Annotated in this window: 36 protein-coding genes; 1 reads left to right on the plus strand and 35 read right to left on the minus strand. The window is 63.1% G+C overall.

The features are described 5' to 3' along the window. Positions 1–789 (plus strand): alpha/beta hydrolase, encoded by a 789-nt coding sequence (locus tag DEBA_RS17395; RefSeq protein ID WP_013259700.1) that lies wholly within the window; start codon positions 1–3, stop codon positions 787–789. Between the two features lie 66 nt (positions 790–855). On the opposite strand, the gene rplQ is transcribed toward DEBA_RS17395, so the two are convergent. The 35 genes from rplQ to rpoC all read right to left on the minus strand — a co-directional run bounded on the left by rplQ (position 856) and on the right by rpoC (position 24,800). Then, a complete protein-coding gene (gene rplQ / locus DEBA_RS14525) occupies positions 856–1,224 on the minus strand; it encodes a 50S ribosomal protein L17 (RefSeq protein ID WP_013259701.1) in 369 nt (122 codons plus the stop codon). Then, positions 1,221–2,225, minus strand: a complete 1,005-nt coding sequence (locus tag DEBA_RS14530; RefSeq protein WP_013259702.1) for a DNA-directed RNA polymerase subunit alpha — start codon at positions 2,223–2,225, stop codon at positions 1,221–1,223. The genes rplQ and DEBA_RS14530 overlap by 4 nt, the downstream gene beginning before the upstream one ends. Before the next feature lie 30 nt (positions 2,226–2,255). Continuing rightward, on the minus strand, positions 2,256–2,885 hold the full coding sequence (gene rpsD / locus DEBA_RS14535) for a 30S ribosomal protein S4 (RefSeq protein WP_013259703.1): 630 nt from the start codon (positions 2,883–2,885) through the stop codon (positions 2,256–2,258). 35 nt (positions 2,886–2,920) lie between these two features. Continuing rightward, positions 2,921–3,316, minus strand: a complete 396-nt coding sequence (gene rpsK, locus DEBA_RS14540; protein ID WP_013259704.1) for a 30S ribosomal protein S11 — start codon at positions 3,314–3,316, stop codon at positions 2,921–2,923. Next, the gene (gene rpsM / locus DEBA_RS14545; protein ID WP_013259705.1) at positions 3,316–3,687 is read right to left on the minus strand and encodes a 30S ribosomal protein S13; all 372 of its coding nucleotides are present in this window, start codon (positions 3,685–3,687) and stop codon (positions 3,316–3,318) included. The genes rpsK and rpsM overlap by 1 nt, the downstream gene beginning before the upstream one ends. Before the next feature lie 11 nt (positions 3,688–3,698). Continuing rightward, positions 3,699–3,815 carry a 50S ribosomal protein L36 gene (gene rpmJ, locus DEBA_RS17910; RefSeq protein ID WP_013259706.1) on the minus strand — a complete coding sequence of 39 codons (117 nt, stop codon included), beginning with the start codon at positions 3,813–3,815 and terminating at the stop codon, positions 3,699–3,701. 85 nt (positions 3,816–3,900) lie between these two features. Further along, on the minus strand, positions 3,901–4,647 hold the full coding sequence (gene map, locus DEBA_RS14550) for a type I methionyl aminopeptidase (RefSeq protein WP_013259707.1): 747 nt from the start codon (positions 4,645–4,647) through the stop codon (positions 3,901–3,903). Between the two features lie 21 nt (positions 4,648–4,668). After that, complete coding sequence (locus tag DEBA_RS14555) at positions 4,669–5,310, minus strand: adenylate kinase (RefSeq protein ID WP_013259708.1); 642 nt, start codon at positions 5,308–5,310, stop codon at positions 4,669–4,671. Between the two features lie 65 nt (positions 5,311–5,375). Beyond that, positions 5,376–6,677 carry a preprotein translocase subunit SecY gene (gene secY, locus DEBA_RS14560; RefSeq protein ID WP_043814624.1) on the minus strand — a complete coding sequence of 434 codons (1,302 nt, stop codon included), beginning with the start codon at positions 6,675–6,677 and terminating at the stop codon, positions 5,376–5,378. Positions 6,678–6,684: 7 nt separating this feature from the next. Continuing rightward, complete coding sequence (gene rplO, locus DEBA_RS14565) at positions 6,685–7,125, minus strand: 50S ribosomal protein L15 (protein WP_013259710.1); 441 nt, start codon at positions 7,123–7,125, stop codon at positions 6,685–6,687. 8 nt (positions 7,126–7,133) lie between these two features. Beyond that, positions 7,134–7,322 (minus strand): 50S ribosomal protein L30, encoded by a 189-nt coding sequence (gene rpmD / locus DEBA_RS14570; RefSeq protein ID WP_013259711.1) that lies wholly within the window; start codon positions 7,320–7,322, stop codon positions 7,134–7,136. A 24-nt stretch (positions 7,323–7,346) separates the two neighbouring features. Beyond that, the gene (rpsE, locus tag DEBA_RS14575; protein WP_013259712.1) at positions 7,347–7,874 is read right to left on the minus strand and encodes a 30S ribosomal protein S5; all 528 of its coding nucleotides are present in this window, start codon (positions 7,872–7,874) and stop codon (positions 7,347–7,349) included. 42 nt (positions 7,875–7,916) lie between these two features. Further along, a complete protein-coding gene (rplR, locus tag DEBA_RS14580) occupies positions 7,917–8,285 on the minus strand; it encodes a 50S ribosomal protein L18 (protein ID WP_013259713.1) in 369 nt (122 codons plus the stop codon). 42 nt (positions 8,286–8,327) lie between these two features. Beyond that, a complete protein-coding gene (gene rplF, locus DEBA_RS14585; protein ID WP_013259714.1) occupies positions 8,328–8,867 on the minus strand; it encodes a 50S ribosomal protein L6 in 540 nt (179 codons plus the stop codon). A gap of 20 nt (positions 8,868–8,887) precedes the next feature. After that, positions 8,888–9,283, minus strand: a complete 396-nt coding sequence (gene rpsH / locus DEBA_RS14590) for a 30S ribosomal protein S8 (RefSeq protein ID WP_013259715.1) — start codon at positions 9,281–9,283, stop codon at positions 8,888–8,890. A gap of 11 nt (positions 9,284–9,294) precedes the next feature. Further along, entirely contained in the window at positions 9,295–9,480 is a 186-nt protein-coding gene (locus tag DEBA_RS14595) for a type Z 30S ribosomal protein S14 (protein WP_013259716.1), read from the minus strand. A 21-nt stretch (positions 9,481–9,501) separates the two neighbouring features. Beyond that, the gene (gene rplE / locus DEBA_RS14600) at positions 9,502–10,107 is read right to left on the minus strand and encodes a 50S ribosomal protein L5 (protein ID WP_013259717.1); all 606 of its coding nucleotides are present in this window, start codon (positions 10,105–10,107) and stop codon (positions 9,502–9,504) included. 66 nt (positions 10,108–10,173) lie between these two features. Then, positions 10,174–10,494: a 50S ribosomal protein L24 gene (rplX, locus tag DEBA_RS14605; protein WP_013259718.1), complete on the minus strand. Its 321-nt coding sequence runs from the start codon at positions 10,492–10,494 to the stop codon at positions 10,174–10,176. Between the two features lie 8 nt (positions 10,495–10,502). Continuing rightward, positions 10,503–10,871, minus strand: coding sequence for a 50S ribosomal protein L14 (rplN, locus tag DEBA_RS14610; protein WP_013259719.1), 369 nt, complete (start codon positions 10,869–10,871; stop codon positions 10,503–10,505). A gap of 21 nt (positions 10,872–10,892) precedes the next feature. Continuing rightward, positions 10,893–11,156 carry a 30S ribosomal protein S17 gene (rpsQ, locus tag DEBA_RS14615; RefSeq protein ID WP_013259720.1) on the minus strand — a complete coding sequence of 88 codons (264 nt, stop codon included), beginning with the start codon at positions 11,154–11,156 and terminating at the stop codon, positions 10,893–10,895. Between the two features lie 28 nt (positions 11,157–11,184). After that, a complete protein-coding gene (gene rpmC / locus DEBA_RS14620) occupies positions 11,185–11,376 on the minus strand; it encodes a 50S ribosomal protein L29 (protein WP_013259721.1) in 192 nt (63 codons plus the stop codon). Between the two features lie 4 nt (positions 11,377–11,380). Next, a complete protein-coding gene (gene rplP / locus DEBA_RS14625) occupies positions 11,381–11,788 on the minus strand; it encodes a 50S ribosomal protein L16 (protein ID WP_013259722.1) in 408 nt (135 codons plus the stop codon). A gap of 25 nt (positions 11,789–11,813) precedes the next feature. Next, positions 11,814–12,473: a 30S ribosomal protein S3 gene (gene rpsC / locus DEBA_RS14630; RefSeq protein WP_013259723.1), complete on the minus strand. Its 660-nt coding sequence runs from the start codon at positions 12,471–12,473 to the stop codon at positions 11,814–11,816. 14 nt (positions 12,474–12,487) lie between these two features. Then, entirely contained in the window at positions 12,488–12,820 is a 333-nt protein-coding gene (gene rplV / locus DEBA_RS14635; RefSeq protein WP_013259724.1) for a 50S ribosomal protein L22, read from the minus strand. Positions 12,821–12,828: 8 nt separating this feature from the next. Beyond that, complete coding sequence (gene rpsS / locus DEBA_RS14640; RefSeq protein ID WP_013259725.1) at positions 12,829–13,107, minus strand: 30S ribosomal protein S19; 279 nt, start codon at positions 13,105–13,107, stop codon at positions 12,829–12,831. 11 nt (positions 13,108–13,118) lie between these two features. Further along, entirely contained in the window at positions 13,119–13,943 is an 825-nt protein-coding gene (rplB, locus tag DEBA_RS14645) for a 50S ribosomal protein L2 (RefSeq protein WP_013259726.1), read from the minus strand. A 49-nt stretch (positions 13,944–13,992) separates the two neighbouring features. Next, positions 13,993–14,283 (minus strand): 50S ribosomal protein L23, encoded by a 291-nt coding sequence (locus DEBA_RS14650; protein ID WP_013259727.1) that lies wholly within the window; start codon positions 14,281–14,283, stop codon positions 13,993–13,995. Further along, positions 14,280–14,900: a 50S ribosomal protein L4 gene (rplD, locus tag DEBA_RS14655; protein ID WP_013259728.1), complete on the minus strand. Its 621-nt coding sequence runs from the start codon at positions 14,898–14,900 to the stop codon at positions 14,280–14,282. The genes DEBA_RS14650 and rplD overlap by 4 nt, the downstream gene beginning before the upstream one ends. A 17-nt stretch (positions 14,901–14,917) precedes the next feature. Further along, positions 14,918–15,541: a 50S ribosomal protein L3 gene (rplC, locus tag DEBA_RS14660; protein WP_013259729.1), complete on the minus strand. Its 624-nt coding sequence runs from the start codon at positions 15,539–15,541 to the stop codon at positions 14,918–14,920. 17 nt (positions 15,542–15,558) lie between these two features. Beyond that, positions 15,559–15,867 carry a 30S ribosomal protein S10 gene (gene rpsJ / locus DEBA_RS14665; protein WP_148227955.1) on the minus strand — a complete coding sequence of 103 codons (309 nt, stop codon included), beginning with the start codon at positions 15,865–15,867 and terminating at the stop codon, positions 15,559–15,561. 58 nt (positions 15,868–15,925) lie between these two features. Further along, complete coding sequence (tuf, locus tag DEBA_RS14670; protein ID WP_013259731.1) at positions 15,926–17,125, minus strand: elongation factor Tu; 1,200 nt, start codon at positions 17,123–17,125, stop codon at positions 15,926–15,928. Positions 17,126–17,141: 16 nt separating this feature from the next. Then, the gene (gene fusA, locus DEBA_RS14675) at positions 17,142–19,250 is read right to left on the minus strand and encodes an elongation factor G (protein ID WP_013259732.1); all 2,109 of its coding nucleotides are present in this window, start codon (positions 19,248–19,250) and stop codon (positions 17,142–17,144) included. Positions 19,251–19,268: 18 nt separating this feature from the next. Then, positions 19,269–19,739: a 30S ribosomal protein S7 gene (gene rpsG, locus DEBA_RS14680; protein WP_013259733.1), complete on the minus strand. Its 471-nt coding sequence runs from the start codon at positions 19,737–19,739 to the stop codon at positions 19,269–19,271. Positions 19,740–19,815: 76 nt separating this feature from the next. Next, entirely contained in the window at positions 19,816–20,187 is a 372-nt protein-coding gene (rpsL, locus tag DEBA_RS14685; RefSeq protein WP_013259734.1) for a 30S ribosomal protein S12, read from the minus strand. A 413-nt stretch (positions 20,188–20,600) separates the two neighbouring features. Further along, positions 20,601–24,800, minus strand: a complete 4,200-nt coding sequence (rpoC, locus tag DEBA_RS14690) for a DNA-directed RNA polymerase subunit beta' (protein ID WP_013259735.1) — start codon at positions 24,798–24,800, stop codon at positions 20,601–20,603. Positions 24,801–24,855 lie beyond the last annotated feature (55 nt).

Here is a 24,855-nt window from a genome sequence, read left to right on the forward strand (position 1 = left end):
ATGGCCGGCCCCTTTGAGACCACCCCACCCCGCACGACCTGCCTCAACCCCAGCGCCAGCGGCGGCGACGTCTTGCTGGTCCACGGGGCCTGGCATGGCGCTTGGTGCTGGGAGTCGCTGACCCCCGGTTTGACCGCGACGGGCTGGCGCGTCCATCTGCTGGATCTGCCCGGCCACGGCGCCGACGTCTGGGCCTTGCCGGCCATGACCAGCATCAAACACTACGCCGACTACGTGGGCCGTTGCGTGGAGGCCATCGGCGCGCCGGCGTTGATCGGCCATTCGCTGGGCGGCTGGATCGTCCAAAAGCTCCTGGAGACACGCGATCTGCCGGCGGCGCTGATCTGTCCGCTGCCCGGCGGCGGGCTGCCGCTGCTGGGCCTACTGCGCCTGATGGCCGCCTACCCCCTGGCCACGACGGGCACGTTTTTGGGCCGCCCTTTGCGCATCGCCGACGAGGCCATGGCCCGGCGGTTGTTCCATCCACGCATCCCCGTGGCCGAGCTACGGGCCAACCTGGCGCGCATGGTGGCCGAACCGGCGCGGGTGATGATCGAGATGGGCCTGGGCCTGGCCCGGGCTCGGGCGGCGGCCGGCGCGCGGCCCCGGCTGGTTATCGCCGCCGAAGATGATTTTTTCATCGCGGCCTCGGCGCTCGAGCGCCTGGCGCGGCGCATGTCGGCGCGGCTGGCCCTGTTGCCCGGCTATCCGCACAATCCCTGGGTCGACGACGAGCGCGGCCTGGTGCTTCAGGAATTGCAGCGTTTCTTGGCCGAGGCCGCCAAATAACAAACCGCCCGCGCCCGACGAAGCGGGCGGCAGGCGGTCTGACCTTGGCGCCGAAAACGCGCGGCGCTATTTGCTTTCGGAGGCCGAAACCAGCTCGACGATGGCCATGGGGGCGGCGTCGCCACGGCGCACGCGGGTGGCCACCACCCGCACATAGCCGCCGGAGCGCTGCTGATAACGATCCTTGGCCTCGGCGAAGAGCTTGCCGCAGACGGTGTGGCTGTGCATATAGGCCTCGGCCAGGCGGCGGGCGTGCAGATCGCCGCGTTTGGCCAGGGTGATCATCTTGTCGGCGGCCTTTTTCAGCTCTTTGGCCTTGGCGTGGGTAGTCTCCACTTTGTCATGCTCAAAGAGCGCGGTCACCAGATTGCGCATCATGGCCTTGCGATGGGCCGAGTCGCGGGAGAGCTTCCTGGTAAGCGTGCGGTGTTTCATTTTTCTCTATCCCTGTTTTCCAAATCGTCCCTGGCGGGGAAGCCGTCGAGCTTCATGCCCAGAGACAGGCCCATATCGGTGAGCATCTCTTTGATTTCGTTGAGCGACTTGCGGCCGAAGTTCTTGGTTTTGAGCATTTCGGCCTCGCTGCGCTGCACCAGTTCGCCAATGTATTTGATGTCGGCGTTCTTGAGGCAATTGGCGCTACGCACGCTCAGTTCCAGCTCGTCGACGGTGCGGAACAGATTTTCGTTGAGCCTGGGCTCTTCCCGCTCCTCCTCGTGGGTAGGTTCGGGCTCCTCGGGGAAGTTGATGAAAATCTGCAACTGCTCCTTGAGGATTTTAGCGGCGTAAGCCACGGCGTCCTCCGGCCTGACCGCGCCGTTGGTGTGGACCTCCAGGGTCAGCTTGTCGTAGTCGGTGATCTGGCCGACACGGGCCTGGGTCACGACATAACTGACCTTGGTGATCGGCGAAAAGGCCGAATCTATGGCGATATAGCCGATAGGGTCCTCGGGGGACTTGTTCCGCTCGGCGGTGACATAGCCCTTGCCCGTGCGCACGGTCAGTTCGGCCTCCAGCCGCCCTTCGGGGCTGAGGGTGGCGATGTGGTGCTCGGGGTTGAGTATCTCCACATCGGGCGGCGTTTTGATGTCTCCGGCCTTGACCACGCCCTCGCCTTGGGCGCTGATGGTCATGGTGGTGGAGTCGAACCCCAGGTAGCGCAGCTGGATGCCCTTCAGATTCAGGATGATGTCGGTGACATCCTCCAGAACGCCGGGGATAGTGGAGAACTCGTGAAGCACGCCTTCCATGCGCAGGTTAGTGACCGCCGCGCCTTGCAAAGAAGAAATCAAGATGCGCCGCAGGGCGTTGCCAATGGTATGGCCGAAGCCCCGCTCCAGGGGTTCGCACGAGAATTTTCCATACCGGCTAGTATGAATTTCTTCGTCAATTTGTAGCCGTGAGGGCTTGATAAGCTCTCTCCAATTCCTCTCCATGGCTTCTCCCTAGAGTCGGGTTTCCAGGCGCTAGCGGGAGTAGAGCTCCACGATGAGCTGCTCCTGCATGGGCATGGTCAGCTCCTCGCGAGTGGGCAAGGCTTTGACCGTGCCGCTGAGGTCCTTCACATCCAGTTCCAGCCAGCCGGGAATGGTGCGCCGGGCCACCGCTTCCATGGCTTCCTTGAGCTGACCCAGCTCGCGGCTGGTCTGGACCACGGCGACGACGTCGCCGGCCTTCACCAGGGCCGAAGGAATGTTGACCTTGTGGCCATTGACGGTGAAGTGGCTATGACGGACCCACTGACGGGCCTGGGTGCGGCTGTTGGCGAAGCCAAGCCGAAACACGACGTTATCGAGCCGCCGCTCCAGAAGCTGGAGCAGGTTGTGGCCAGTGACGCCATGCATGCTGGAGGCGCGTTTGTAGGTCAGGCGGAATTGGTTTTCGGCCAGGCCATACATGCGCTTGACTTTTTGTTTTTCGCGAAGCTGAATGCCGTAGTCGCTGGCTTTGCCGCGCCGGCCCTGGCCGTGCTGGCCCGGGGGATAGGTGCGTCTTTCCACAGCGCATTTGTCACCGTAGCAGCGGTCGCCCTTGAGATACAATTTTTGCATCTCGCGGCGGCACAGGCGGCAGACGGAACCTCTATATCGTGCCAAGACAGTTCCTCCGTAAAGCAAAAGACCCTGGGGGCCTAGACGCGACGCCGCTTGGGCGGACGGCAACCATTGTGGGGCACTGGAGTCACGTCGCGGATGATGGATACGTTCAACCCGGCGTTGTTGATGGCGCGCAGAGCGGCTTCACGACCGGCGCCCGGGCCCTTGACGTTCACCTCGACCGTGCGCATGCCGTGTTCCATGGCCTTTTTGGCGGCGTCCTCGGCGGCCAGCTGGGCGGCGAACGGCGTCGACTTGCGCGAGCCCTTGAACCCCTGCACGCCCGAAGACGACCAGGAGATGGTGGCGCCCTGCTGATCGCAGATGGTCACAATCGTGTTATTGAATGTCGACTGAATGTGCACGACGCCCGTGGGAACGTTTTTGCGTTCCTTGCGCTTGCGGACGTTCCTTTTCTGCGCTTTGGCCATTATTTCTTCCTCTTACCGACCACGGCCCGGCTGGGGCCCTTACGGGTGCGGGCGTTGGTCCGCGTGCGCTGGCCGCGAACCGGCAAGCCACGACGATGCCGCAGACCGCGGTAGCATCCCAGGTCCATCAGCCGCTTGATGTTCATCGACACCTCGCGGCGCAGATCGCCCTCAACCTTGTAGGCTTCGTCGATGACCTGGCGGATGCGGTTTACCTCTTCACTGTTGAGCGCGTCGCTCTTGGTGTCGGGGTTGACGCCGGCGGCGTCAAGAATCCTCTTCGATGTGGACGGCCCGATGCCATAGATATAGGTCAGCGCCACTTCGATGCGTTTGTTGCGGGGCAAATCGATCCCTGCGATGCGTGCCACGCGATCCCTCCTTAACCCTGACGCTGATTATGGCGTGGGTTCTTTTTGCAGACGACCCGGACAACGCCGTTGCGTTTGATGATCTTGCAGTCTTTGCAGATCTTTTTGACTGATGCTCGCACTTTCATGAGCCTAACCTTCTTTATGCCAGCGCGCCGCGCACACGGCGATACGCCATAACAGGCCCTTTTCGCCTAGGTGGCTGTCGGCCCCTTACGGCAAACTCAGAATGCGGGGGCCATCCTCGGTGATGGCCACCGTATGCTCATAGTGGGCCGAAAGTTTACCGTCCACGGTCACCGCCGTCCAGCCGTCGGAGAGAATTTTCACCCCATAAGCGCCGACGTTGACCATGGGTTCGATGGCCAGCACCATGCCGGCCTTGAGTTTGACGCCCTTGCCCGGCGCTCCGTAATTGGGCACCTGGGGCTCTTCATGCAGGGCCCGGCCAATGCCGTGCCCCACAAACTGTCGCACCACGCTGAAACCGGCCTCCTCGGCCACCCGTTGCACCGCCGCCGAAATGTCGCCCAGGCGGTTGCCGGGCCTGGCTTGCTCGATGCCCGCCTCCAAGGCGCGGCGCGTGGCGTCCATGAGCTTGCGCGCCTCCGGGCTGACCTGGCCCACGGCGACCGTGGTGGCCGAATCGCCGTAGAAGCCGTCCTTGATCACCCCAAAATCCATGGAGATGATGTCGCCTTCGCGCAGGGCCCGCTCACCGGGAAAACCGTGCACGACTTCTTCGTTGACCGAGCAACACAGCGCGAACGGATAGCCGTTATAGCCTTTGAACGCGGGCCGGCAGCCCATTTGACGGCACATTTCCTCGGCCGCGCGGTCGAGTTGGGCCGTCGTGACCCCAGGCGCCACCATCCGGCTGACGGCCTGAAGAACCTGTCCAACGATCTGGTTGGCTTGACGCATCAACTCCAGTTCGCTGGCGCTTTTGATTATGATCATGGGCTGCCGGCTCTCTATGCTTTAGCCCAGGACCGCCTTGATGCGACCAAAGATATCGTCGATCGAGCCCACGCCCTGGATGGGCCGCAACAGGCCCTTTTGCTGATAATAGTCGATCAACGGCTTGGTCTGGTCGTCGTAGACCTTCAAGCGGTTGGACACGGTGGCCTCGTTGTCGTCGTCGCGCTGATACAGCTCGCCGCCGCACTTGTCGCACTTGCCCTCGGTCTTGGGCGGATCGAACATCACGTGGAAGCCCGAGCCGCAGGCCTTGCAGGTGCGGCGACCGGTCAGGCGGCCCAAAAGCTCGCTGCTGGGCACCTCAATGCTGACCACGTGATCGATCTTGCGGTTCATCTCGGCCAGAACCTTGTCCAGGGCCTCGGCCTGGGGCACGGTCCGCGGGAAACCGTCGAGCATGAAGCCTTTGGCGCAGTCGGGCTGAGCCATGCGGTCCTTGGCCAGGCCGATGACGATCTCGTCGGTGACCAGCTTGCCGGCGTCCATGAATTTTTTCGCTTCGATGCCCAGAGGAGTCTGATTCTTGACCGCCTCGCGCAGCATGTCGCCCGTGGAAATCTGGGGAATGCCGTAAGCGTCGATCAACTTCTTAGCCTGAGTGCCTTTGCCAGCGCCCGGAGGGCCCAACAGAATCAGATTCATGACGCGCTCCATTCGTAAAAAGACTTTAATATCAATATGCCGGCCTCCGTGAAGAAGGCGTCGTCTTATCTGCCCTTGATCACGCCCTTTTTCATCAGGCTTTCGTAGTGCCGGCTCATCAGGTGGCTCTCGATCTGCGACATGGTGTCCAGCGAGACGCCGACGACGATGAGCAAGGCCGTGCCGCCGAAATAAAAGGGCACGTTAAACTGGGTGATCAGCAGCGTGGGCAACACGCACACCGCCGAGATGTAGGCCGCCCCACCCAGGGTCAGACGGGTCAGCACGCGGTCGATATAGTCGGCGGTGCGCTTGCCGGGGCGGATGCCCGGAATGAACCCGCCGTATTTCTTCATGTTGTCGGCCACATCGGTCGGATTGAAGGTCACGGCCGTGTAGAAGTAGCAGAAGAAAACGATCATGCCCACGTAGAGGATGTTGTACATCCAGCCATCGGGGGTCATGGCCGCGGCAAACTGCTGCACGATCGGCACGTTGACGAACTGGGCGATCGTGGCCGGGAACATGATGATGCTGCTGGCGAAGATCGGCGGGATGACGCCCGCGGTATTGATCTTCAGCGGCAGATGGGTGGTCTGGCCGCCATAAACGCGCCGGCCCACCACCCGCTTGGCGTACTGCACCGGGATGCGCCGCTGGCCCTGCTCCACGAAGCAGATCGCCGCCACCACCGCCACCATCACCAGCACCAGCACCAGCAGCATGAACACGCTGACCTCGCCAACGCGCACCATGCGGAAGGTGTTGAAGATGGCCGCTGGCAGGCTGGCCACGATGCCGGCGAAGATAATCAGACTGATGCCGTTGCCGATGCCCCGCTCGGTGATCTGCTCGCCCAGCCACATGATGAAGGCCGTGCCCGAGGTCAGGGTGATCATGGTCATCAACCGGAAGCCCCAGCCGGCCTCGGGCACCACCAGCGCGCCGTTGGGCGCGGTCATCGACTCCAGGCCGATGGCAATGCCCATGCCCTGGACCAACGACAGCAACACCGTGCCGTAACGCGCGTATTGCGTTATCTTCTTGCGCCCTTCCTGGCCTTCTTTCTTCAGTTCGGCCAGCCGGGGCACCACCACCGTCAGCAGATCGAGGATGATGCTGGCGCTGATGTAGGGCATGATGCCCAGGGCGAAGATGCTCATGCGCTCCAGGGCGCCGCCGCTGAACATGTTGACCAGGCCCAGCAACGGGATGTCGGTGTTTTGAAAAAACGCGGACAAGGCAGCGCCGTCGATGCCGGGAGTCGGAATGGCGCAACCGATCCGGTAAACCGCCAGCATCATCAAAGAGAACAGAACTCTTTTGCGCAGCTCGGGGATCTTGCCAATATTTCCGACGCCAGCCATTGCCACGTTAGATCAACTCCACCTTGCCGCCGGCGGCCTCTACTTTGGCCATGGCGCTCGCGCTGGCCCGGTCGACCTGCACCGTCACGGCGCGGTCGAGCTCGCCGGAGCCCAGCAGTTTGATGACGTCAAAGGCGCCCTTGATCAGGCCGGCCTCGGCCAGGGCCAGCGCGTCGATGACGCTGCCGGCCTCGAAACGGTTGAGGTCGCGGACATTGATCTCGGCGGTGACGGTCTTGAAGATGTTTTTGAAACCACGCTTGGGCAACCGCCGCTGCAAGGGCATCTGACCGCCCTCGAAGCCGGGGCGAACACCGCCGCCGCTACGGGCGTTTTGACCCTTGTGGCCCTTGCCGGCCGTGTGGCCCTGGCCGGAGCCCTTGCCGCGACCGACGCGCTTCCTGTCTTTTTTGGAGCCGGCAGCCGGCTTCAGCTCGTTCAGCTTCATGGCGCTGACTACTCCGAATCAGACAACACCTGCACCAGGTGTTCGACTTTCTTAACCATTCCCCGGATGGCCGGGGTGTCTTGCAGAATCACGGTCTTGTTTAGCTTGGTCAGACCCAGGCCGCGCAGAGTGTCTTTCTGCCGCTGGGTGCGGCCGATGCCGCTGCGCACCAGCTTGACGCGGATATTCTCCGCCATGTTGCACCTCCGCAGGGGGCTGTTTTAAAACTCGGGCTCCAGCTCGACAACGTTTTTGCCGCGCAGGCGGGCCACTTCGTCGGCGCTCTTGAGACCGCGCAGACCCTCCAGAGTGGCCTTGATCACGTTGTGCGGGTTGTTGGTGCCCAGAGTCTTGGTCAGAATATCGGTGACCCCGGCCGCCTCCAACACCGCGCGCACCGCGCCGCCGGCGATGACGCCCGTTCCCGGACGGGCCGGACGCAGCATCACCTGGCCCGCGCCAAAGCGCCCGACGATCGGGTGGGGGATGGTGCCGCCGCTGAGCGCCACCGACGTCATGTCGCGCTTGGCCTTTTCGACGCCCTTGCGGATCGCCTCGGGAACCTCGTTGGCCTTGCCCAGGCCGAAGCCCACGCTGCCCTGGCCATCGCCAACCACGACCACCGCCGAGAAGGAGAACCTGCGGCCGCCCTTGACGACCTTGGCCACGCGGTTGATATGAACCACCTTGTCAATCAGCTGCGATTCTTCTTCGAAGACTTCTTTCTTTTTACGTCTGCTGTCCAGCAAGGCTTAAATCCTTCCTATGCCTGGTCGGCGTCGGCCGTCCGGCTAGAACTCCAAACCACCTTCGCGAGCCCCGTCGGCCAGGGCCTTGATGCGGCCATGATACAAAAACCCATTGCGGTCGAAGACCACCTTGGAGACGCCGGCCGCCTTGGCCACCTGGGCGATGGTCATGCCCACCTTCTTGGCCGTGGCGACGTTGCCCTTGTGGCCGGGCTCCTGGCGCAGGCCGTCCGACAGGCTGCTGGCGGCCGCCAGGGTCCGCCCCGAGTCGTCGTCGATAACCTGACAATAGATGTGGTTCAGGGAACGGAAGACGCACAGCCTGGGCCTGTCGGCCGTGCCGCGCACCTTGCGGCGCACGCGCACCTTGCGTTTCTGCAGAGCCACCGTCCTGGGATTGGTCTTGCCCATATCCTCTTACCTTTATCGACACCCGGCAACACGCCGGAAAGCTTACTTGGTTCCGGCCTTACCCACCTTGCGGCGGATGACCTCGTCGGAGTACTTGATGCCTTTGCCCTTGTAGGGCTCGGGCGGACGATAACGCCGGATGGTGGCCGCCGTCTGACCCAGCAACTCCTTGTCGATGCTGCTGAGAGTGACGATGGTGTTTTTCTCCACCGCGCCGCTGACGCCTTCCGGCAGGACAAACTCCACCGGATGGCTGAAGCCCAGGGCCAACTTCAGCGTGCCGCCGTTCAACTCGGCGCGGTAGCCCACGCCATTGATCTCCAACACCTTGGTGAAGCCGGCGCTGACGCCGTGGACCATGTTGAACAGAAGCGAGCGGCTCAGGCCCCACAGAGCGATGGCGTTTTTGGACTCCTCGCGGGGCTTGACCCGCAGATCGCCCTCGTCGCGGACTATCTCCACCAGCGGGTGGAACTGGCGCTTGAGCGCGCCCTTGGCGCCCTTGACCTCGACAAGCTGCCCATCGATGGTGACCTCGACGCCCGCGGGCACGGTCACAGGCAGTTTTCCAATACGACTCATGACAAATATCTCCCGCGCCCCTACCAGATTTCGCAGAGGACCTCGCCGCCGACCTTGGCCTTGCGCGCTTCGCGGTCGCACATCACGCCCTTGTTGGTCGACAGGATGGCGATGCCCAGGCCGGAGCGGATTTTCTGCACCTCGGTATGGGGCACATACACCCTGCGGCTGGGTTTGCTGACCCGCTTGAGCCCTTCGATGACGCTCCTGGAGCCGTGATAACGCAGCTTCAGGCTGAGCGTGGCCTGCGGCGAGCCGGGGACCACTTCGTAACCGGCGATGTAGCCCTCCTGCACCAACGTTTCGGCAATGGCCGCCTTGATGCTAGACGACGGCAGGTTCACCTCGGTCTGGCGGGCCATGATCGCATTGCGGATGCGGGTGAGCATGTCGGCGATGGGATCGTGCATGGACATGTCTCTTCTCCCTACCAGCTAGCCTTGATCACGCCAGGCAGCTCGCCTCGCAGGGCCATATTGCGGAGGCAAACGCGGCAGAGGCCAAACTTGCGGATAAAGGCCCGGGGCCGGCCGCAAATGGGGCACCGATTTCTGCGGCGCACCTTGAATTTTGGCTCGCGCGACATCTTTTGCATCTGCGCTAACTTGGCCAACTGATCCCTCCTGATGTATCTCTAGGCCCGGAAGGGCACGCCCAGCAGACGGAGCAGCGCGCGCCCCTCTTCGTCGGTCTGGGCAGTAGTTACGATGGTTATGTTCATTCCCTTGACCTTGTCGATCTTGTCGTACTCGATCTCCGGGAAAATTATATGCTCTTTCACGCCCAGGGTGTAGTTGCCGCGGCCGTCGAAGGCCGTGGCGCTGACACCGCGGAAGTCGCGCACGCGGGGCAGGGCGATGTTGAACAGTTTGTCCATGAAAAACCACATCTTCTCACCCCGGAGAGTAACCGAGGTGCCGATGGGCATGCCCTCGCGCAGCTTGAAGGAGGCGATGGAGCGCCGGGCCCGGTTGATCATGGCCCGCTGGCCGGCGATCATGGTCAATTCCTCGGCCGCCGCCTCCAACACCTTGATATTCTGGATCGCCTCGCCCACGCCCATGTTCAGGACGGCCTTGACCGGCTTGGGCACCTGCATGATGTTTTTGTACGAGAACTGCTCGATGAGTTGCGGAATGCACTCCTGCAGATACTTCTCGCGCAGCCTGGGAGCCACCTTTTCGATGACTTCGGCCGGCTGTTCCTGGCCTTCGGCCTTTTTCTTCTTTTTGTCAGCCATTGCTCGCCGTTTTTTGAAGCCGGATTAACGCCGGCTCGTCCTACGGTTAATGATTAAACCGTGTTTTCAAGCGTCAAGAAGCTCGCCGCATTTCTTGCAGAAGCGACTGGTCTTGCCGTCGTCGAGAACCTTGCGACCCAACCGGCTGGCCTTCCCGCATTTGTCGCAGATGACCATGAGGTTGCTGATGTCGATGGGCATTTCCTTCTCGACGATGCCGCCCTGATTGTTCTGGCTGGGGCGGGTGTGGCGCTTGACCACGTTGACCTTTTCGACGATGGCCCGGTTGTCGGCCGGCAGCACGCGCAGGACTTTGCCCACCTTGCCGCGATCGCGGCCAGCCGTGACCATGACCTTGTCGTCTTTTTTGATGCTCAGTTTGCTCATACCGACACCTACAAAACCTCGGGCGCCAGCGACACGATCTTCATGTAGCGCCTGGCCCGCAGTTCCCTGGCCACCGGCCCGAAGATACGGGTGCCGATGGGCTCTCCGGCATTGTTGATCAACACGGCCGAGTTGTCGTCGAATTTGATGGCCGAGCCGTCGGCCCGCCGCACTTCCTTGGCCGTGCGGACCACCACCGCCTTCATGACATCGCCCTTCTTGACCTTGGAGTTGGGCAGGGCCTCCTTGACCGAGACCACGATGACATCGCCCAAGCTCGCATAGCGCCGCTTGGATCCCCCCAGCACCTTGATGCAGTAAAGCCTCTTGGCGCCGGAGTTGTCGGCCGATTGCAAATTGGTTTCAGGCTGGATCATGGTGTCACACTCCCCGGGGGCCTACGCCACCCGCTCCAGCACCTTGCTGACGCGCCAGCGTTTGAGTCTGCTCAGGGGCCTGCTCTGACGAATGAGCACGGTATCGCCCACCCTGCAGTCGTTGGCCTCGTCGTGAGCCATGAACTTGGCCCGGCGCCGCACGTACTTTTTGTAAATGGGGTGTTTCACCAGGCGCTCGACCTGGACCACCACCGTTTTGTCCATCTTGTCGCTCACCACCACGCCGGTGAGAGCCTTGGCGTTTCCGCGATCATTGTTGGCCATACAAACACCTTAGCCTTATCGGGGCTTTTTATTCCGCGGCCAGCTGGCGCATGACCGTCAGAACGCGGGCGATGTCTTTTTTGGTCACTCCCAGTTTCATGGGGTTTTCCAACTGCCCGGTGGCGTTCTGAAACTTGAGGTTGAACAGCTCCTGACGCAGATCGTCGAGTTTGCGCTCCAACTCCCCAAGGGAAAGACTCTTCAGTTCAGACGCTTTCATAACTTCAGCTCCTTTCGACGATGCGAGTCTTGAAAGGAAGCTTGTGGCTGGCCAGGCGCAGGGCCTCCATGGCCGTCTCGCGGGCCACGCCGTCGATCTCGTAGATCATGCGGCCCCTGGGCACCACGGCGACCCAGCCTTCCGGCGAGCCCTTGCCCTTGCCCATGCGCGTCTCGGCCGGCTTTTTGGTGTAGGGCTTGTCCGGGAAAACCCGGATGAAGACCTTGCCGCCGCGCTTGATGTAGCGGGTAATGGCGATACGGGCCGACTCTATCTGTTGGTTGGTCATCCAGCCAGCGCCGACGGCCTGGAGGCCGTACTGGCCGAAGGAAACCCTGTTACCGGACTGACAAGCGCCACGCATGCGGCCCTTCATGACTTTCCGGTGTCTAACTCTTTTTGGCGCAAGCATTTTTCAGTGCCTTTCCAGGCAGGCCTCAGGAGGCCTGCGCCTGCGTCTTGTCTCGATCGTCAAGGACCTCGCCCTTGAAGATGAGCACCTTCACGCCGATGACGCCGTAAGTTGTCCTGGCTTCGGCAAAACCATAGTCAATGTCGGCCCGCAGGGTGTGCAGGGGCACGCGGCCCTCACGGTACCACTCGCGGCGGGCCATCTCGGCGCCGCCCAGACGGCCCGAGCACTGGATGCGGATGCCCTGGGCGCCCAGTTTGAGGGCGGTGGTCACGGCCCGCTTCATGGCCCGCCGGAAGGCGATGCGCCGCTCGAGCTGACTGGCCACGCTTTCGGCGACCAGTTGGGCGTCCACTTCGGGCTTGCGCACCTCGTGGATGTCGAGCATGACCTCGCGCTTGATCAACTGTTCCAGGGCCTTTTTAACCGATTCGATCTCGGAGCCCTTCTTGCCGATAACAATGCCCGGCCGAGCGGTATGGATGCGGATCTTGGCCTTGTTGGCCGCCCGCTCGATCTCGATATGGGAGACCCCGGCGTGAAAGAGCTTCTTCTTGAGGAACTTGCGGATCTGGTGGTCTTCAAAGACCAACCCCGCGTAGTCTCTCTTGTTGGCGAACCAACGGGAATCCCAAGTGCGGATCACTCCCAGTCTGAACCCAATCGGATTTACCTTCTGTCCCAAACCAGGTCTCCTTGTTAACGCTCGGCCACGACCACGGTGATGTGGCTGGTCCGTTTCCTGATAGAAAAGGCGCGACCCATGGCCCGGGGGCGCCAACGCTTCAGCGATGGCCCACCGTCAACAAAGGCGACCTTCACGTAAAGCTTGTCGACGTCGATGCTGGAGTTCTGCGTGGCGTTGGCGGCGGCGGAATGAATCACCTTCGCCATCAAGCCAGCGGCCTTCTTGGGCGTGAACTTCAGCTTATTCAGAGCCTCCTCGACCTTCATTCCGCGCACGGCGTCAGCCACCAGGCGAACCTTGCGGGGCGAGATGCGCACGAACTTTGCTTTGGCGGTAGCTTCCATGTCAGCCTCTACTTCTTCTTGCCTTTTTTGTCGGCGGCATGGCCATAGTAGGTGCGCGTGGGAGCGAACTCGCCCAGCTTGTGGCCGACCATGTTCTCGGTAACGAACACGGGGACGAACTTTTTGCCATTATGCACCGCAAAGGTCAGGCCGACGAACTCAGGCATGATCGTCGAGCGACGGCTCCAGGTCTTGATGACCTTGCGGCTGCCACTATCGACCGATTGCTCCACCTTGGCGGCCAGATGATCGTCGACAAAAGGTCCCTTTTTAAGACTACGCGGCATTTCTCACTCCCCTACTTGGTGCGCCGGCGGACAATGAACTTGTCCGAAGGCTTCTTCTTGCGGGTGCGGTATCCCTTGGCGGGCATACCCCAGGGGCTGCAGGGGTGACGGCCGCCGCTGCTCTTGCCTTCGCCGCCGCCCATGGGGTGGTCGACCGGGTTCATGGCCACGCCGCGGACCCGAGGCCGACGGCCCAGCCAGCGGTTGCGGCCGGCCTTGCCCAGGCTCACGTTCTCGTATTGTTCGTTGCCCACCTGGCCCACCGTGGCCCGGCACTTGATGTGCACCTTGCGCATCTCGCCGGAAGGCAGCTTGAGGATGGCGTAGTCGCCTTCCTTGGCCATGAGCTGGGCGTAGGCCCCGGCGCTGCGCACCATCTGGCCGCCGCCGCCGATCTTCATCTCGACGTTGTGCAGCAGGGTGCCCAGGGGCATGGACTCCAGGGGCATGGCGTTGCCCGGCCGGATGTCGGCCTTGACGTCGCTGACGATGACGTCATCGACTTTGAGGCCCTTGGGCGCCAGGATGTAACGTTTCTCGCCGTCCTGATAGTGCAGCAGGGCGATGTTGGCCGAGCGGTTGGGGTCGTACTCGATGCCGGCCACGCGGGCAGGAATGCCCAGCTTCTCGCGCTTGAAATCGATCTGGCGATACTTGCGCTTGTGACCGCCGCCGCGATGCCGCGTGGTGACCCGACCGTAACTGTTGCGCCCGCCGCTCTTCTTCAGGGGCTCGAGCAGGCTCTTTTCCGGCTCGTGCTTGGTGATTTCTTCGCTCACCAGCTGCGTGGCGAACCGTCGACCCGGCGAGGTTGGTTTAAATTTCTTGATGGCCATGAGCTTTCGTCTCTCCAGCTAGCCGTTGCCGCAATGGGCCTTCCAGAAACTAGGCTCCCTCGAAGAAGTCCACGCTCTGGCCCTCGGCCAGGGTGACATAGGCTTTCTTCCAGTCGCTGCGTCTGCCCACGATGCGGCCCATCCGCTTGTCCTTGCCCTTGACCGACACGGTGCGGACGTCGAGCACCTTGACGTCGAACAATTTTTCGACCGCCTGCCTGATCTCGACCTTGTTGGCCCGCCGATCGACCTCGAACAACAACTGGTTGTTGTCCTCTTTGGCGATGGTGCCTTTTTCCGTAATCAGCGGCCGACGAATGACTTCTCTGAGGTCTTTCACGACAGGGCCTCCTCGATGCGCCCGACCGCCGGCTCCAGGAGCATCAGCCGATCGTAGCGGAGGATATCGTACACATTGAGGCCCTCGGCGCGCAGAACCTTCACCATGGGAATGTTGCGCGCGCTCTTTTCCAGGACCTCGTCGGGCCCGGCGGTGACCACCAGGACGTTTTGCGTCTGGAAGGTCGCCAGCACCTCGGCGAAGGCCTTGGTCTTGATGGCCTCGAGGCCAAAGCCCCGCAAAACCATCAATTTTTCCTCGGCCAGCTTGTCCGAAAGGGCGCTTTTGAGGGCGGCCTTACGCACTTTCTTGGGCACGTTGTAGTCGTAGTCGCGGGGCTTGGGGCCGTGAGTGGTTCCACCACCGCGCCACAGGGGGCTGCGCCGCGAACCGACGCGGGCCCGACCGGTGCCCTTTTGCCGCCAGGGCTTGCGGCCACCGCCGCGCACTTCCGAGCGGGTCTTGGTGCAGGCCGTGCCGGCCCGACGTTTGGCCAGCTGCCAGACAACCACTTCGTGCAGAAGGTGGGCCTTGACCTCGGCGGCGAAGACTTCGTCCGCCAGCTCTATCTCGCCGACCTTCTGTTTTTTCTCGTCGTATACGTCAACCTTCGGCATTTTTTCACCAGTCGGGACTAGCCCGCCTTCTCAACCAGAACGATGCCGCCGTTGGGGCCGGGCACCGCGCCGCGGACCACCACGAGATTCTGCTCCGGCCGCACATCCACGATTTTCAGGTTGCGGACCTGCTTGCGCTCGGCGCCGTAGTGACCCGGCAGGCGCACGCCCTTGAACACCCTGGACGGATCGGCGCTCTGACCGATGGAGCCGGGGGCGTCGTGGGTGGTGCAGCCGTGGGTGTCCCGACCGCCGCCAAAGTTGTGCCGCTTGACCACGCCGGAAAAACCACGGCCCTTGCTGCGGCCCGTCACGTTGACCGAATCGCCCATCTTGAACATGTCGGCGGTGATGGTCTGGCCCACCTCGAAGTCGGCCACGTCCTCCACCCGAAACTCGCGCAAGGTCGAGGTCGCCTCGACGCCGGCTTTCTTGAAGTGGCCGGCCGTGGGCTTGTTGACGTTTTTGGCCTTTTTGGCGCCGAAGCCAAGCTGCAACGCGTTGTATTGGTCGTTGTCCTCGGTCTTGATCTGCACGACGTGACACGGGCCCACTTCCAGCACCGTCACCGCCACCGCGCGGCCTTCCTCGAGGAACAAGCGGGTCATGCCCACTTTTTTACCGATCAGTCCCTTTAACATTTCGGCCACCCTGCTGCCTAGAGCTTGATCTCCACATCCACGCCAGCGCTGAGGTCGAGCTTCATCAGGGCGTCGACCGTCTGCTGAGTCGGCTCCAGGATGTCCAGGAGACGCTTGTGGGTGCGGATCTCGAACTGTTCGCGGCTCTTTTTGTCGATGTGCGGCGAGCGCAACACCGTGAACCGGTTGATTCTGGTGGGCAGGGGGATGGGCCCAGCCACTTTCGCTCCGGTTCGCCGCGCGGTCTCCACGATCTCGGCCGCGCTTTGATCCAGCAGCCTATGATCATAGGCTTTGAGCCGGATGCGTATTTTCTGATTCTGGATCATGGGGTAACTCCCGCGTCCTTATCCTAAAGCCCAAGCGCCAGCGCGCCGGGCCACTTTACTCGATGATTTCGCTGATCACGCCGGCGCCGACGGTGCGGCCGCCCTCGCGGATGGCGAAACGAAGCTCTTTTTCCATGGCGATGGGCGTGATCAGGGCCACGCTGATCGAAACGTTATCGCCGGGCATGACCATCTCCACGCCCTCGGGCAGGTCCACCACGCCCGTCACGTCGGTCGTGCGGAAGTAGAACTGCGGACGATAGCCGTTGAAGAACGGAGTGTGGCGACCACCCTCCTCCTTGCTCAGAACGTACACCTCGGCCTTGAACTTGGTGTGAGGCGTGATCGAGCCGGGCTTGGCCACAACCTGGCCGCGCTCCACCTCGTCGCGCTTGGTGCCGCGCAGCAAAACACCGATGTTGTCGCCAGCCTGGCCGCGGTCGAGGATCTTGCGGAACATCTCCACGCCGGTGCACACCGTCTTCTGCGTGTTGCGGATGCCCACGATCTCAACGTCGTCGCCCTGGTTGATCACCCCGCGCTCAACGCGACCGGTCACAACCGTGCCACGGCCAGAGATGCTGAACACGTCCTCGATGGGCATCAAAAATGGCTGGTCAACGTCGCGCACGGGCTCCGGCACGAACTCGTCAACCGCCTTCATCAGGTCGAGGATCGGCTGGCAGTCCGCGCAGCCATCCTTGCCGCAGCCGCAGTTGAGCGCCTTCAGCGCGCTGCCGCGAACGATCGGCGTGTCGTCGCCGGGGAACTCGTACTTGTCCAGAAGCTCGCGAAGCTCCATGTCGACAAGCTCGATCAGCTCCTCGTCGTCGACCATGTCAACTTTGTTCAAAAATACCACGATCGCCGGAACGCCGACCTGACGAGCCAAAAGAATGTGCTCACGCGTCTGGGGCATCGGGCCGTCGTCGGCGCCAACCACCAGGATCGCCCCGTCCATCTGAGCCGCGCCGGTGATCATGTTCTTGATATAGTCGGCGTGACCAGGGCAGTCCACATGGGCGTAGTGACGGTTGGCCGTCTCGTACTCCACGTGAGCCGTGGCGATGGTGATGCCGCGCTCGCGCTCCTCGGGGGCCTTGTCGATCTCGTCGAAGGCCACGAACTTCGCGCCGCCGCGCGCGGCAAGGCACTTGGTGATCGCTGCCGTCAAAGTCGTCTTGCCATGGTCGATGTGACCAATCGTTCCTACGTTCACGTGCGGCTTGGTACGCGCAAACTTTTCCTTGGCCATGACTATCGTTCCTCCTCTAGGCAGCCATACCGCGGGAGCCACTCTGGCGCAGTTTATTCACACGCTCGATGACAACCTCGGCCAGGCCCGCGGGAACCGGTTCGTAATGAGAAAATTCCATGCTGAAATTGGCGCGGCCCTGGGTCGCCGAGCGCAGGTCGCCGGCATAACCGAACATTTCGGCCAGAGGCACGTCGGCCTTGATCACCTGCACGCCGGGCCGCGAGTCAACGTCCCGAACCCGGCCGCGGCGGCCGCTCAGGTCACCCATCACCTCGCCCATGTAATCATCGGGGGTGATCACTTCCAAGGCCATCATCGGCTCCAGCAGCCGCAGGCCGGCCTTGCGCGCCGCGTCCTTCAGGGCCATGGAGCCAGCGATGACAAAAGCCCGGTCGGACGAGTCGACCTCGTGGTACGAGCCGTCGTACAGGGCGATTTCCAGATCTTCCAGCGGGAAACCGGCCAGCACGCCACGCTTGCAGGCCTCGCGCACGCCGTTTTCCACCGAGCGGATGTATTCCTTGGGGATCACTCCGCCGACAACGCGATCGACAAAACTGACGCCGCTGCCCGGCTCGCCGGGGGTGACTTCGATCTTGACGTGGCCGTATTGGCCACGGCCGCCCGACTGCTTGACGTAACGGCCCTCGGCCTGGGCCGCGCCCACGATGGCCTCGCGGTAGGAGACCTGGGGCGCGCCAACCGTCGCCGCTACTTTGAATTCGCGCAGCAGCCGGTCGACGATGATCTCCAGATGCAGCTCGCCCATGCCGCGGATGATCGTCTGGTTGGTCTCGTCGTCGTGGAAGACGCGGAACGACGGATCCTCGGCGGCGATGCGGCCCAGGGCCTGGCCCAGTTTTTCGCCCATGGCCTTGGTCTCGGGCTCGATGGCCACGCCGACCACCGGCTCGGGCACGTGCAGGGCCTCCAGCTTGATCTGCTTGTTCTTGTCGCAGAGGCTGTCGCCGGTGGTGGTCAGCTTGAGGCCCACCGCCGCGGCGATGCCGCCGGCCCGCACCTGTTTGACCTCCTCGCGCTCGTTGGCGTGCATGCGCAGCAAGCGGCCCACGCGCTCGGTCTTGCCCTTGTTGGCGTTGTAGACCGTGTCGCCGCTACGCAAAACGCCCGAATAAACGCGTAGGAAAGTGAGGTGACCCACGTAGGGGTCGCTCCAGAGCTTGAAGGCCAACGCCGCGAAGGGCGCGTCGTCGTCGGCCGGGCAGGTGACGACGGCGCCGTCGGCGTCCTCGCCCTGGGCCGGGCGGACCTCCTGGGGCGAAGGCAGATAGTCGACCACCGCGTCGAGCAGGGGCTGCACGCCCTTGTTCTTGAAGGCCGAGCCCAAAAGCACCGGCACGACCAGCATCTCCAGCACGCCCTTGCGCAGGGCGGACTTGATCTGGGCCGGGGTGGGCTCCACGCCGTCGAGGTAGCTGGCCATCAGCTCGTCGTCAAACTCGCAGGCCGTCTCGACGACCTCCTGGCGGGCGGCCTCGACCTCGGCCAGCATCTCGGTCGGCACGTCCTCGACGCAAAGCTCCATGCCCTGACCGTCGACGCCAAAGCGAATCAGCTTGTTCTCGACCAGATCGACCACGCCGGCAAAGGAGTCCTCGGCGCCCAAGGGCAGCTGCAACAAAAGCGGCCGCGCACCCAGGCGGCTGCGGATCATATCCACGCAACGGGCGTGGTCGGCGCCAATGCGGTCCATCTTGTTGATGAAGGCGATGCGGGGCACGCCGTAGCGGTCGGCCTGCCGCCAGACCGTCTCCGACTGGGGCTGCACGCCGCCCACCGCGCAGAACACCGCCACCACGCCGTCAAGCACCCGCAACGAACGCTCGACCTCCATGGTGAAGTCAACGTGGCCGGGGGTGTCGATGATGTTGATGCGGTGTTCTTTCCAGAAACAGGTGGTGGCGGCGCTGGTGATGGTGATGCCGCGCTCCTGCTCCTGCTCCATCCAGTCCATGACCGCCGAACCGTCATGCACCTCGCCGATGCGATGGGACACACCGGTGTAGAACAAGATCCGCTCCGTGGTGGTGGTCTTGCCCGCGTCGATGTGCGCCATCAGGCCAATGTTGCGGTGGGCGCTGTTTTTGCTGCCTGCGGTCATGATCCGGTCGCTTTCAACCTACCAGCGATAATGCGCGAAGGCTTTGTTGGCCTCGGCCATGCGGTGGGTGTCTTCTTTCTTTTTCACGGAAGCCCCGCGGCCGGCGGCGGCGTCCATCAGTTCGTTGGCCAGCTTGAGCGACATGGTCTTCTCGCCGCGGGCCCTGGAATAGTTGATCAGCCAGCGCATGGCCAGCGACTGCCGGCGCTCGGAACGAATCTCCACCGGCACCTGATAGGTGGAGCCGCCCACGCGACGACTCTTGACCTCGATCATCGGCCGCACGTTGTCGAGGGCCTTGCCGAACACCCGCAGGGGGTCTTCGCCGGTGCGCTCGCGGATGGTGTCCATGGCCGTGTAGATGATCTGCTCGGCGGTGGATTTCTTGCCATCGAGCATGATCTTGCAGATGAACTTGGCCACTTCGCGGCTGTGGTACTTGGCATCGGGCAGCACCACTCGTTTAGGTACTTCGCGTCTCCTGGGCATCGCCTTCTTCCGTCAAAAGTTCCTACGCCTCGCGCCGCGAATGGCCGCGTCGGGCCGTCCGCGTCGCCACACGCGCTTATTTGGGGCGTTTGGTTCCGTATTTCGAACGGCCCTGGCGGCGGTTATCCACGCCCACGGCGTCCAAGGTGCCACGGATGATGTGATAACGCACACCGGGAAGGTCCTTGACGCGCCCGCCGCGGATCAACACCACCGAGTGCTCTTGCAGGTTGTGACCTTCACCGGGGATGTAGCTGGTCACCTCGATGCCGTTGGTCAGACGCACCCTGGCCACCTTACGCAAAGCCGAGTTGGGCTTCTTGGGGGTGGTGGTGTAGACGCGGATGCACACGCCCCGTTTTTGGGGGGATTTCTGCAAGGCCGGTGTGTTGTTTTTCGCGCGCTGACGTTCACGCCCATTGCGCACAAGCTGATTGATAGTGGGCAACTATCGCCTCCTGTGTTGCCTATCCACTGCCGGGGCAAAGGGGTTGTCGCCAAAAAACAGGCCCCGGCCTTCCATTATAGAATTGTAGCGCCGCCCGCTCGGGGCGACGAACCGCGGCAAAAAAGTGCGCAGTCCTCTCTTGTGTCCTTGGCAGGACAATCGAGAAGACGCATTGCCGCTGGAGTTGCTATTCCTACCTTCAAGCGCCCCATCTGTCAAGGGACTTTTGCGCCGGGAACAGCAACTTTTCCTTCGGCAAGGCGAAACCACTGCCTCACTGAGCCATGGAACGCCAAAGATACAGCATAATCGGCCAATCGTCCACTGTCGGCCGCCGAATATTATCCAATGGCAAGGCCCCCGACGCGCGCTCGACGCCAGGGGCCTTGCCCGCTTCAAAAGCCCCGGGAGGCCTAGATGGCGGCCTCGTCGCCGGCGTCCTCCATGGGCTCCTCGATCTCGGAATCGTCCTCGTATTCGAACTCGATGATCGGCTCGTCGTCGATCCTGGGCCGCCGCTGCATGCGGGCGAAACGGCTCACCGGCTCGCGATGGGGGATGGCCATCTCGCGGTAACGCCCCAGGCCGGTGCCGGCCGGGATCAGCCGACCCATGATCACGTTTTCCTTCAGGCCACGCAGGTCGTCGACCTTGCCGGCGATGGCCGCCTCGGTGAGCACCTTGGTGGTCTCCTGGAAGCTGGCCGCCGAAATGAACGAGTCGGTGGACAAGCTGGCCTTGGTGATGCCCAAAAGCATCGGCTCGGCCACGGCCGGGCGGCCGCCGTTTTCCAGCACGCGCTGGTTTTCCTCGTCAAAACGCCACTTTTCCACCTGCTCGCCGATGAGGTAGCGCGTCTCGCCCGAGTCGATGATGCGCACGCGCCTGAGCATCTGGCGCACGATCACCTCGATGTGCTTGTCGTTGATCTTGACGCCCTGCAGGCGGTAGACCTCCTGCACCTCGTCGACCAGGTAGCGGGCCAGTTCCTTGACGTCGCGGCTGGCCAGCAGGTCGTGGGGGTTGATCGCGCCGTCCATCAGCGGCTCGCCAGCCCGCACGTAGTCACCCTCGTGGACGGTGACGTGCTTGCCCTTGGGGATCAGATACTCGCGGGGGTCGCCGATGTCGGGGGTGACCACCACCTTGCGCTTGCCCTTGGCCTGCTTGCCGAAGGTCACCGCGCCGTCGATCTCGCTGATGACCGCGCACTCCTTGGGCCGACGCACCTCGAACAGCTCGGCCACGCGGGGCAGGCCGCCGGTGATGTCCTTGGTCTTGGTTGTCTCGCGGGGGATGCGCGCCAGAACGTCGCCGGCCCGCACCTCGTCGCCCTCGGAGACCATGATGATCGCGCCCACCGGCAGCAGGTAGCGGGCGTCGCCCTTGCCCGAAGGCAGCTTGGCCGTGCGGCCGCCGCCCAGTTCCTTGATGGAGATGCGTGGGCGCATCTCGGCCGACTTGGACTCGACGGTGACCTTGGTCGAACGGCCGGTGACCGGGTCCAAGCGCTCGGTCATGGTCACGCCCTCGAGGATGTCGCCGAACTTGACCACGCCGTCGACGTCGGTGAGAATCGGCGAGGTGTAGGGATCCCAGTGGGCGATGATGTCGCCGGCCTGGACCTTGTCGCCCTCGGCAAAAGTCAACCGCGCGCCGTAGGGCACCTTGTGGCGCTCGCGCTCGCGGCCGCCCTCGCCCATCAGGGCGATCTCGCCGTTGCGGTTCATGACCACGCGGCCCTCGCCGTGGCTGACCACGATCAGATTGATGAAGCGCAGCTCGCCGGGGAAACGGCTCTCGATGCGCGACTGCTCGGCGCTACGGGCCGCCGCGCCGCCGATGTGGAAGGTGCGCATGGTCAACTGGGTGCCCGGCTCGCCGATGCTCTGGGCGGCGATGATGCCGATGGCCTCGCCCACGTCCACGGGCTTGGCGTGGGCCAGATCGCGGCCGTAGCACTTGGCGCAGACGCCGCGCCGCGATTCGCAGGTGATGACGCTGCGGATGTCGACCCGCTCGATGCCGGCTTCCTCGAGCTTGGCCACGCCGGCCTCGTCGATCTCGTCGTTGGCCTTGATCAGCACCTCACCCGTCAGCGGGTCGACGACGTCGCGCAGGGCCGTGCGGCCCAGCACGCGCTCGCCAACGTGCTGGATCACCTCGCCGCCCTCGCGCAGGGCTTCGACCAAAATGCCGTCGATGGTGCCGCAGTCGATCTCGGTGACGATGGCGTCCTGGCTGACGTCGACCAGGCGGCGGGTCAAATAGCCGCTGTTGGCCGTCTTGAGGGCGGTGTCGGCCAGACCCTTGCGCGCGCCGTGGGTCGAGATGAAGTACTGCAAGACCGTCAGGCCCTCGCGGAAGTTGGCGGTGATGGGCGTCTCGATGATCTCGCCCGAGGGCTTGGCCATCAGGCCGCGCATGCCGGCCAACTGCTTCATCTGGTCCTTGGAGCCGCGGGCGCCCGAGTCGGCCATCATGTAGATGGGGTTGAAGCTGTCGATGATCGTCTCGTTGCCCTCGGCGTCGACGATCTTGTCCTTGCCGATCTCCACCATCATCTGGGCGGCCACGTCCTCGGTGGCCTTGGCCCAGATGTCGACGGCCTTGTTGTACTTTTCGGCGTCGGTGATGATGCCGTCCTTGTACTGGCGCTCAATGAGTTGGACCTCGGCCATGGCCTCGTTGATGATCTGGGGCTTGCGCTGGGGGATGGTCATGTCGGCCACGCAGATGCTCAGGCCGCTCTTGGTGGCGTACTTGTAGCCCAGGTCCTTGAGCCGGTCGGAGAGCACCACCGTGGCCTTGGTGCCGGCCTGGCGATAGCACTGACCGACCAGGGCCTTGAGGCTCTTTTTGTCCATGACCCGGTTGAGGTCGGCGAAAACCATGCCCTCGGGCAGGATCTCGCTGAGCACCACCCGGCCCACGGTGGTCCTGACCCGCTGACCGTCGATGCGCACGATGATGGCCGCGTGCAGATCCACCTCGCCGGCGTCGTAGGCCATGCGCACCTCGCCGCGATCGGCGAAGATCTTGCCCTCGCCGCGGGCCAGGGGCCGCTCGCGGGTGAGGTAGTAGAGCCCCAGGACGATATCCTGGTTGGGGGTGATGATCGGCTCGCCGTTGGCCGGGCTGAGGATGTTGTTGGTGCTCATCATCAGCACGCGGGCCTCGATCTGGGCCTCGATGGAAAGCGGCACGTGCACGGCCATCTGGTCGCCGTCAAAGTCGGCGTTGTAGGCCTGGCAGACCAGCGGATGCAACTGGATGGCCTTGCCCTCGACCAACAGCGGCTCGAAGGCCTGGATGCCCAGGCGGTGCAGGGTGGGCGCGCGGTTGAGCATGATGGGATATTCGCGCACCACCTCGCTGAGGGTGTCCCAGACGTCGGGCGTCTCGCGCTCGACGAGCTTTTTGGCGCCCTTGATCGTCGTGACCAGGTTCTTCATCTCCAGGCGGTTGTAGATGAAGGGCTTGAACAGCTCCAGGGCCATTTTCTTGGGCAGGCCGCACTGGTGCAGGCGCAGGTCCGGGCCGATGACGATGACCGAACGGCCCGAGTAGTCCACGCGCTTGCCCAGCAGGTTCTGGCGGAAACGGCCCTGCTTGCCTTTGAGCATGTCGGAGAGCGACTTGAGCGGACGCTTGTTGGGGCCGGTGATGGTCTTGCCGCGGCGGCCGTTGTCGAACAAGACGTCGACGGCCTCTTGCAGCATGCGCTTTTCGTTGCGGATGATGATCTCGGGGGCCGAGAGCTCGTTGAGCCGGCGCAGGCGGTTGTTGCGGTTGATCACCCGGCGGTAGAGATCATTCAAGTCGCTGGTGGCGAAACGGCCGCCGTCCAGGGGCACCAGAGGCCGCAGGTCCGGCGGCAGCACCGGCACGATGTCCATGATCATCCACTCGGGCGAGTTGCCGCTCTCCTTGAAGGCGTCGATGACCTTCAGGCGCTTGCCCAGCTTTTTGCGCTTGGCCTCGCTGGCGGTGGCGTCCATTTCGGCGCGCAGCTCCTCGTAGAGGGTCTGCAGGTCGATCTCGGAGAGCATGCGTTGCAGGGCCTCGGCGCCGATGCCGGCTTGGAAGTCGTCGCCGTACTCGTCGCGCAACTGGCGCAGGCGCTCCTCGGTGACCAGCGTGCCCCGGGCCAGGCCGGTGGAGCCGCCCTCGATGATCACGAAGCTCTCGAAATAGAGAACCTTCTCCAGTTCCTTGAGCGTCAGGTCCAGGAGGTTGCCGACCTTGGAAGGCAGCGACTTCATGAACCAGATATGGGCCACCGGCGTGGCCAGATCGATGTGGCCCATGCGCTCGCGGCGCACCTTGGACTGGATCACCTCTACGCCGCACTTTTCGCAGACCACGCCGCGGTGCTTCATGCGCTTGTACTTGCCGCAGTTGCACTCGTAGTCCTTGGTGGGGCCGAAGATCTTGGCGCAGAACAGGCCGTCGCGCTCGGGCTTGAAGGTGCGGTAGTTGATGGTCTCGGGTTTTTTGACCTCGCCAAAGGACCACGCCCTGATCTTTTCCGGACTGGCCAGCGAAATCTTCACCGCGTCAAAAGACAGTGGATCCTTGGGTTTTGCAAAATAGCTGTAGAGGTCTTCCAAGGGACATCTCCTTCTAGTAAAGGCCTGCGAACAAGGGGTTCCCGACGACGCTGGC

The sequence above is a fragment of the Desulfarculus baarsii DSM 2075 genome, assembly GCF_000143965.1.
Lineage (GTDB): Bacteria > Desulfobacterota > Desulfarculia > Desulfarculales > Desulfarculaceae > Desulfarculus > Desulfarculus baarsii.

Coding starts and splice junctions, on each gene's coding strand:
- rplF (WP_013259714.1), bottom strand. CDS start 8,867: ATGAGTCGTATTGGAAAACTGCCTGTGACCGTGCCCGCGGGCGTCGAG.
- rpsH (WP_013259715.1), bottom strand. CDS start 9,283: ATGTCCATGCACGATCCCATCGCCGACATGCTCACCCGCATCCGCAAT.
- rplQ (WP_013259701.1), bottom strand. CDS start 1,224: ATGAAACACCGCACGCTTACCAGGAAGCTCTCCCGCGACTCGGCCCAT.
- rpmD (WP_013259711.1), bottom strand. CDS start 7,322: ATGGCGGAGAATATCCGCGTCAAGCTGGTGCGCAGCGGCATCGGCCGC.
- rpsK (WP_013259704.1), bottom strand. CDS start 3,316: ATGGCCAAAGCGCAGAAAAGGAACGTCCGCAAGCGCAAGGAACGCAAA.
- rplD (WP_013259728.1), bottom strand. CDS start 14,900: ATGCCGAAGGTTGACGTATACGACGAGAAAAAACAGAAGGTCGGCGAG.
- map (WP_013259707.1), bottom strand. CDS start 4,647: ATGATCATAATCAAAAGCGCCAGCGAACTGGAGTTGATGCGTCAAGCC.
- rpmJ (WP_013259706.1), bottom strand. CDS start 3,815: ATGAAAGTGCGAGCATCAGTCAAAAAGATCTGCAAAGACTGCAAGATC.
- fusA (WP_013259732.1), bottom strand. CDS start 19,250: ATGACCGCAGGCAGCAAAAACAGCGCCCACCGCAACATTGGCCTGATG.
- rplV (WP_013259724.1), bottom strand. CDS start 12,820: ATGGAAGCTACCGCCAAAGCAAAGTTCGTGCGCATCTCGCCCCGCAAG.
- rplE (WP_013259717.1), bottom strand. CDS start 10,107: ATGGCTGACAAAAAGAAGAAAAAGGCCGAAGGCCAGGAACAGCCGGCC.
- rpmC (WP_013259721.1), bottom strand. CDS start 11,376: ATGAAAGCGTCTGAACTGAAGAGTCTTTCCCTTGGGGAGTTGGAGCGC.
- rplP (WP_013259722.1), bottom strand. CDS start 11,788: ATGCTTGCGCCAAAAAGAGTTAGACACCGGAAAGTCATGAAGGGCCGC.
- DEBA_RS17395 (WP_013259700.1), top strand. CDS start 1: ATGGCCGGCCCCTTTGAGACCACCCCACCCCGCACGACCTGCCTCAAC.
- rpsS (WP_013259725.1), bottom strand. CDS start 13,107: ATGCCGCGTAGTCTTAAAAAGGGACCTTTTGTCGACGATCATCTGGCC.
- rplO (WP_013259710.1), bottom strand. CDS start 7,125: ATGAAGCTGAACGAGCTGAAGCCGGCTGCCGGCTCCAAAAAAGACAGG.
- rplR (WP_013259713.1), bottom strand. CDS start 8,285: ATGGGCAAGACCAATCCCAGGACGGTGGCTCTGCAGAAACGCAAGGTG.
- rplC (WP_013259729.1), bottom strand. CDS start 15,541: ATGTTAAAGGGACTGATCGGTAAAAAAGTGGGCATGACCCGCTTGTTC.
- rplB (WP_013259726.1), bottom strand. CDS start 13,943: ATGGCCATCAAGAAATTTAAACCAACCTCGCCGGGTCGACGGTTCGCC.
- secY (WP_043814624.1), bottom strand. CDS start 6,677: ATGGCTGGCGTCGGAAATATTGGCAAGATCCCCGAGCTGCGCAAAAGA.
- rplN (WP_013259719.1), bottom strand. CDS start 10,871: ATGATCCAGCCTGAAACCAATTTGCAATCGGCCGACAACTCCGGCGCC.
- DEBA_RS14555 (WP_013259708.1), bottom strand. CDS start 5,310: ATGAATCTGATTCTGTTGGGCCCTCCGGGCGCTGGCAAAGGCACTCAG.
- rplX (WP_013259718.1), bottom strand. CDS start 10,494: ATGAGCAAACTGAGCATCAAAAAAGACGACAAGGTCATGGTCACGGCT.
- rpsG (WP_013259733.1), bottom strand. CDS start 19,739: ATGCCCAGGAGACGCGAAGTACCTAAACGAGTGGTGCTGCCCGATGCC.
- tuf (WP_013259731.1), bottom strand. CDS start 17,125: ATGGCCAAGGAAAAGTTTGCGCGTACCAAGCCGCACGTGAACGTAGGA.
- rpsQ (WP_013259720.1), bottom strand. CDS start 11,156: ATGGCCAACAATGATCGCGGAAACGCCAAGGCTCTCACCGGCGTGGTG.
- DEBA_RS14530 (WP_013259702.1), bottom strand. CDS start 2,225: ATGGAGAGGAATTGGAGAGAGCTTATCAAGCCCTCACGGCTACAAATT.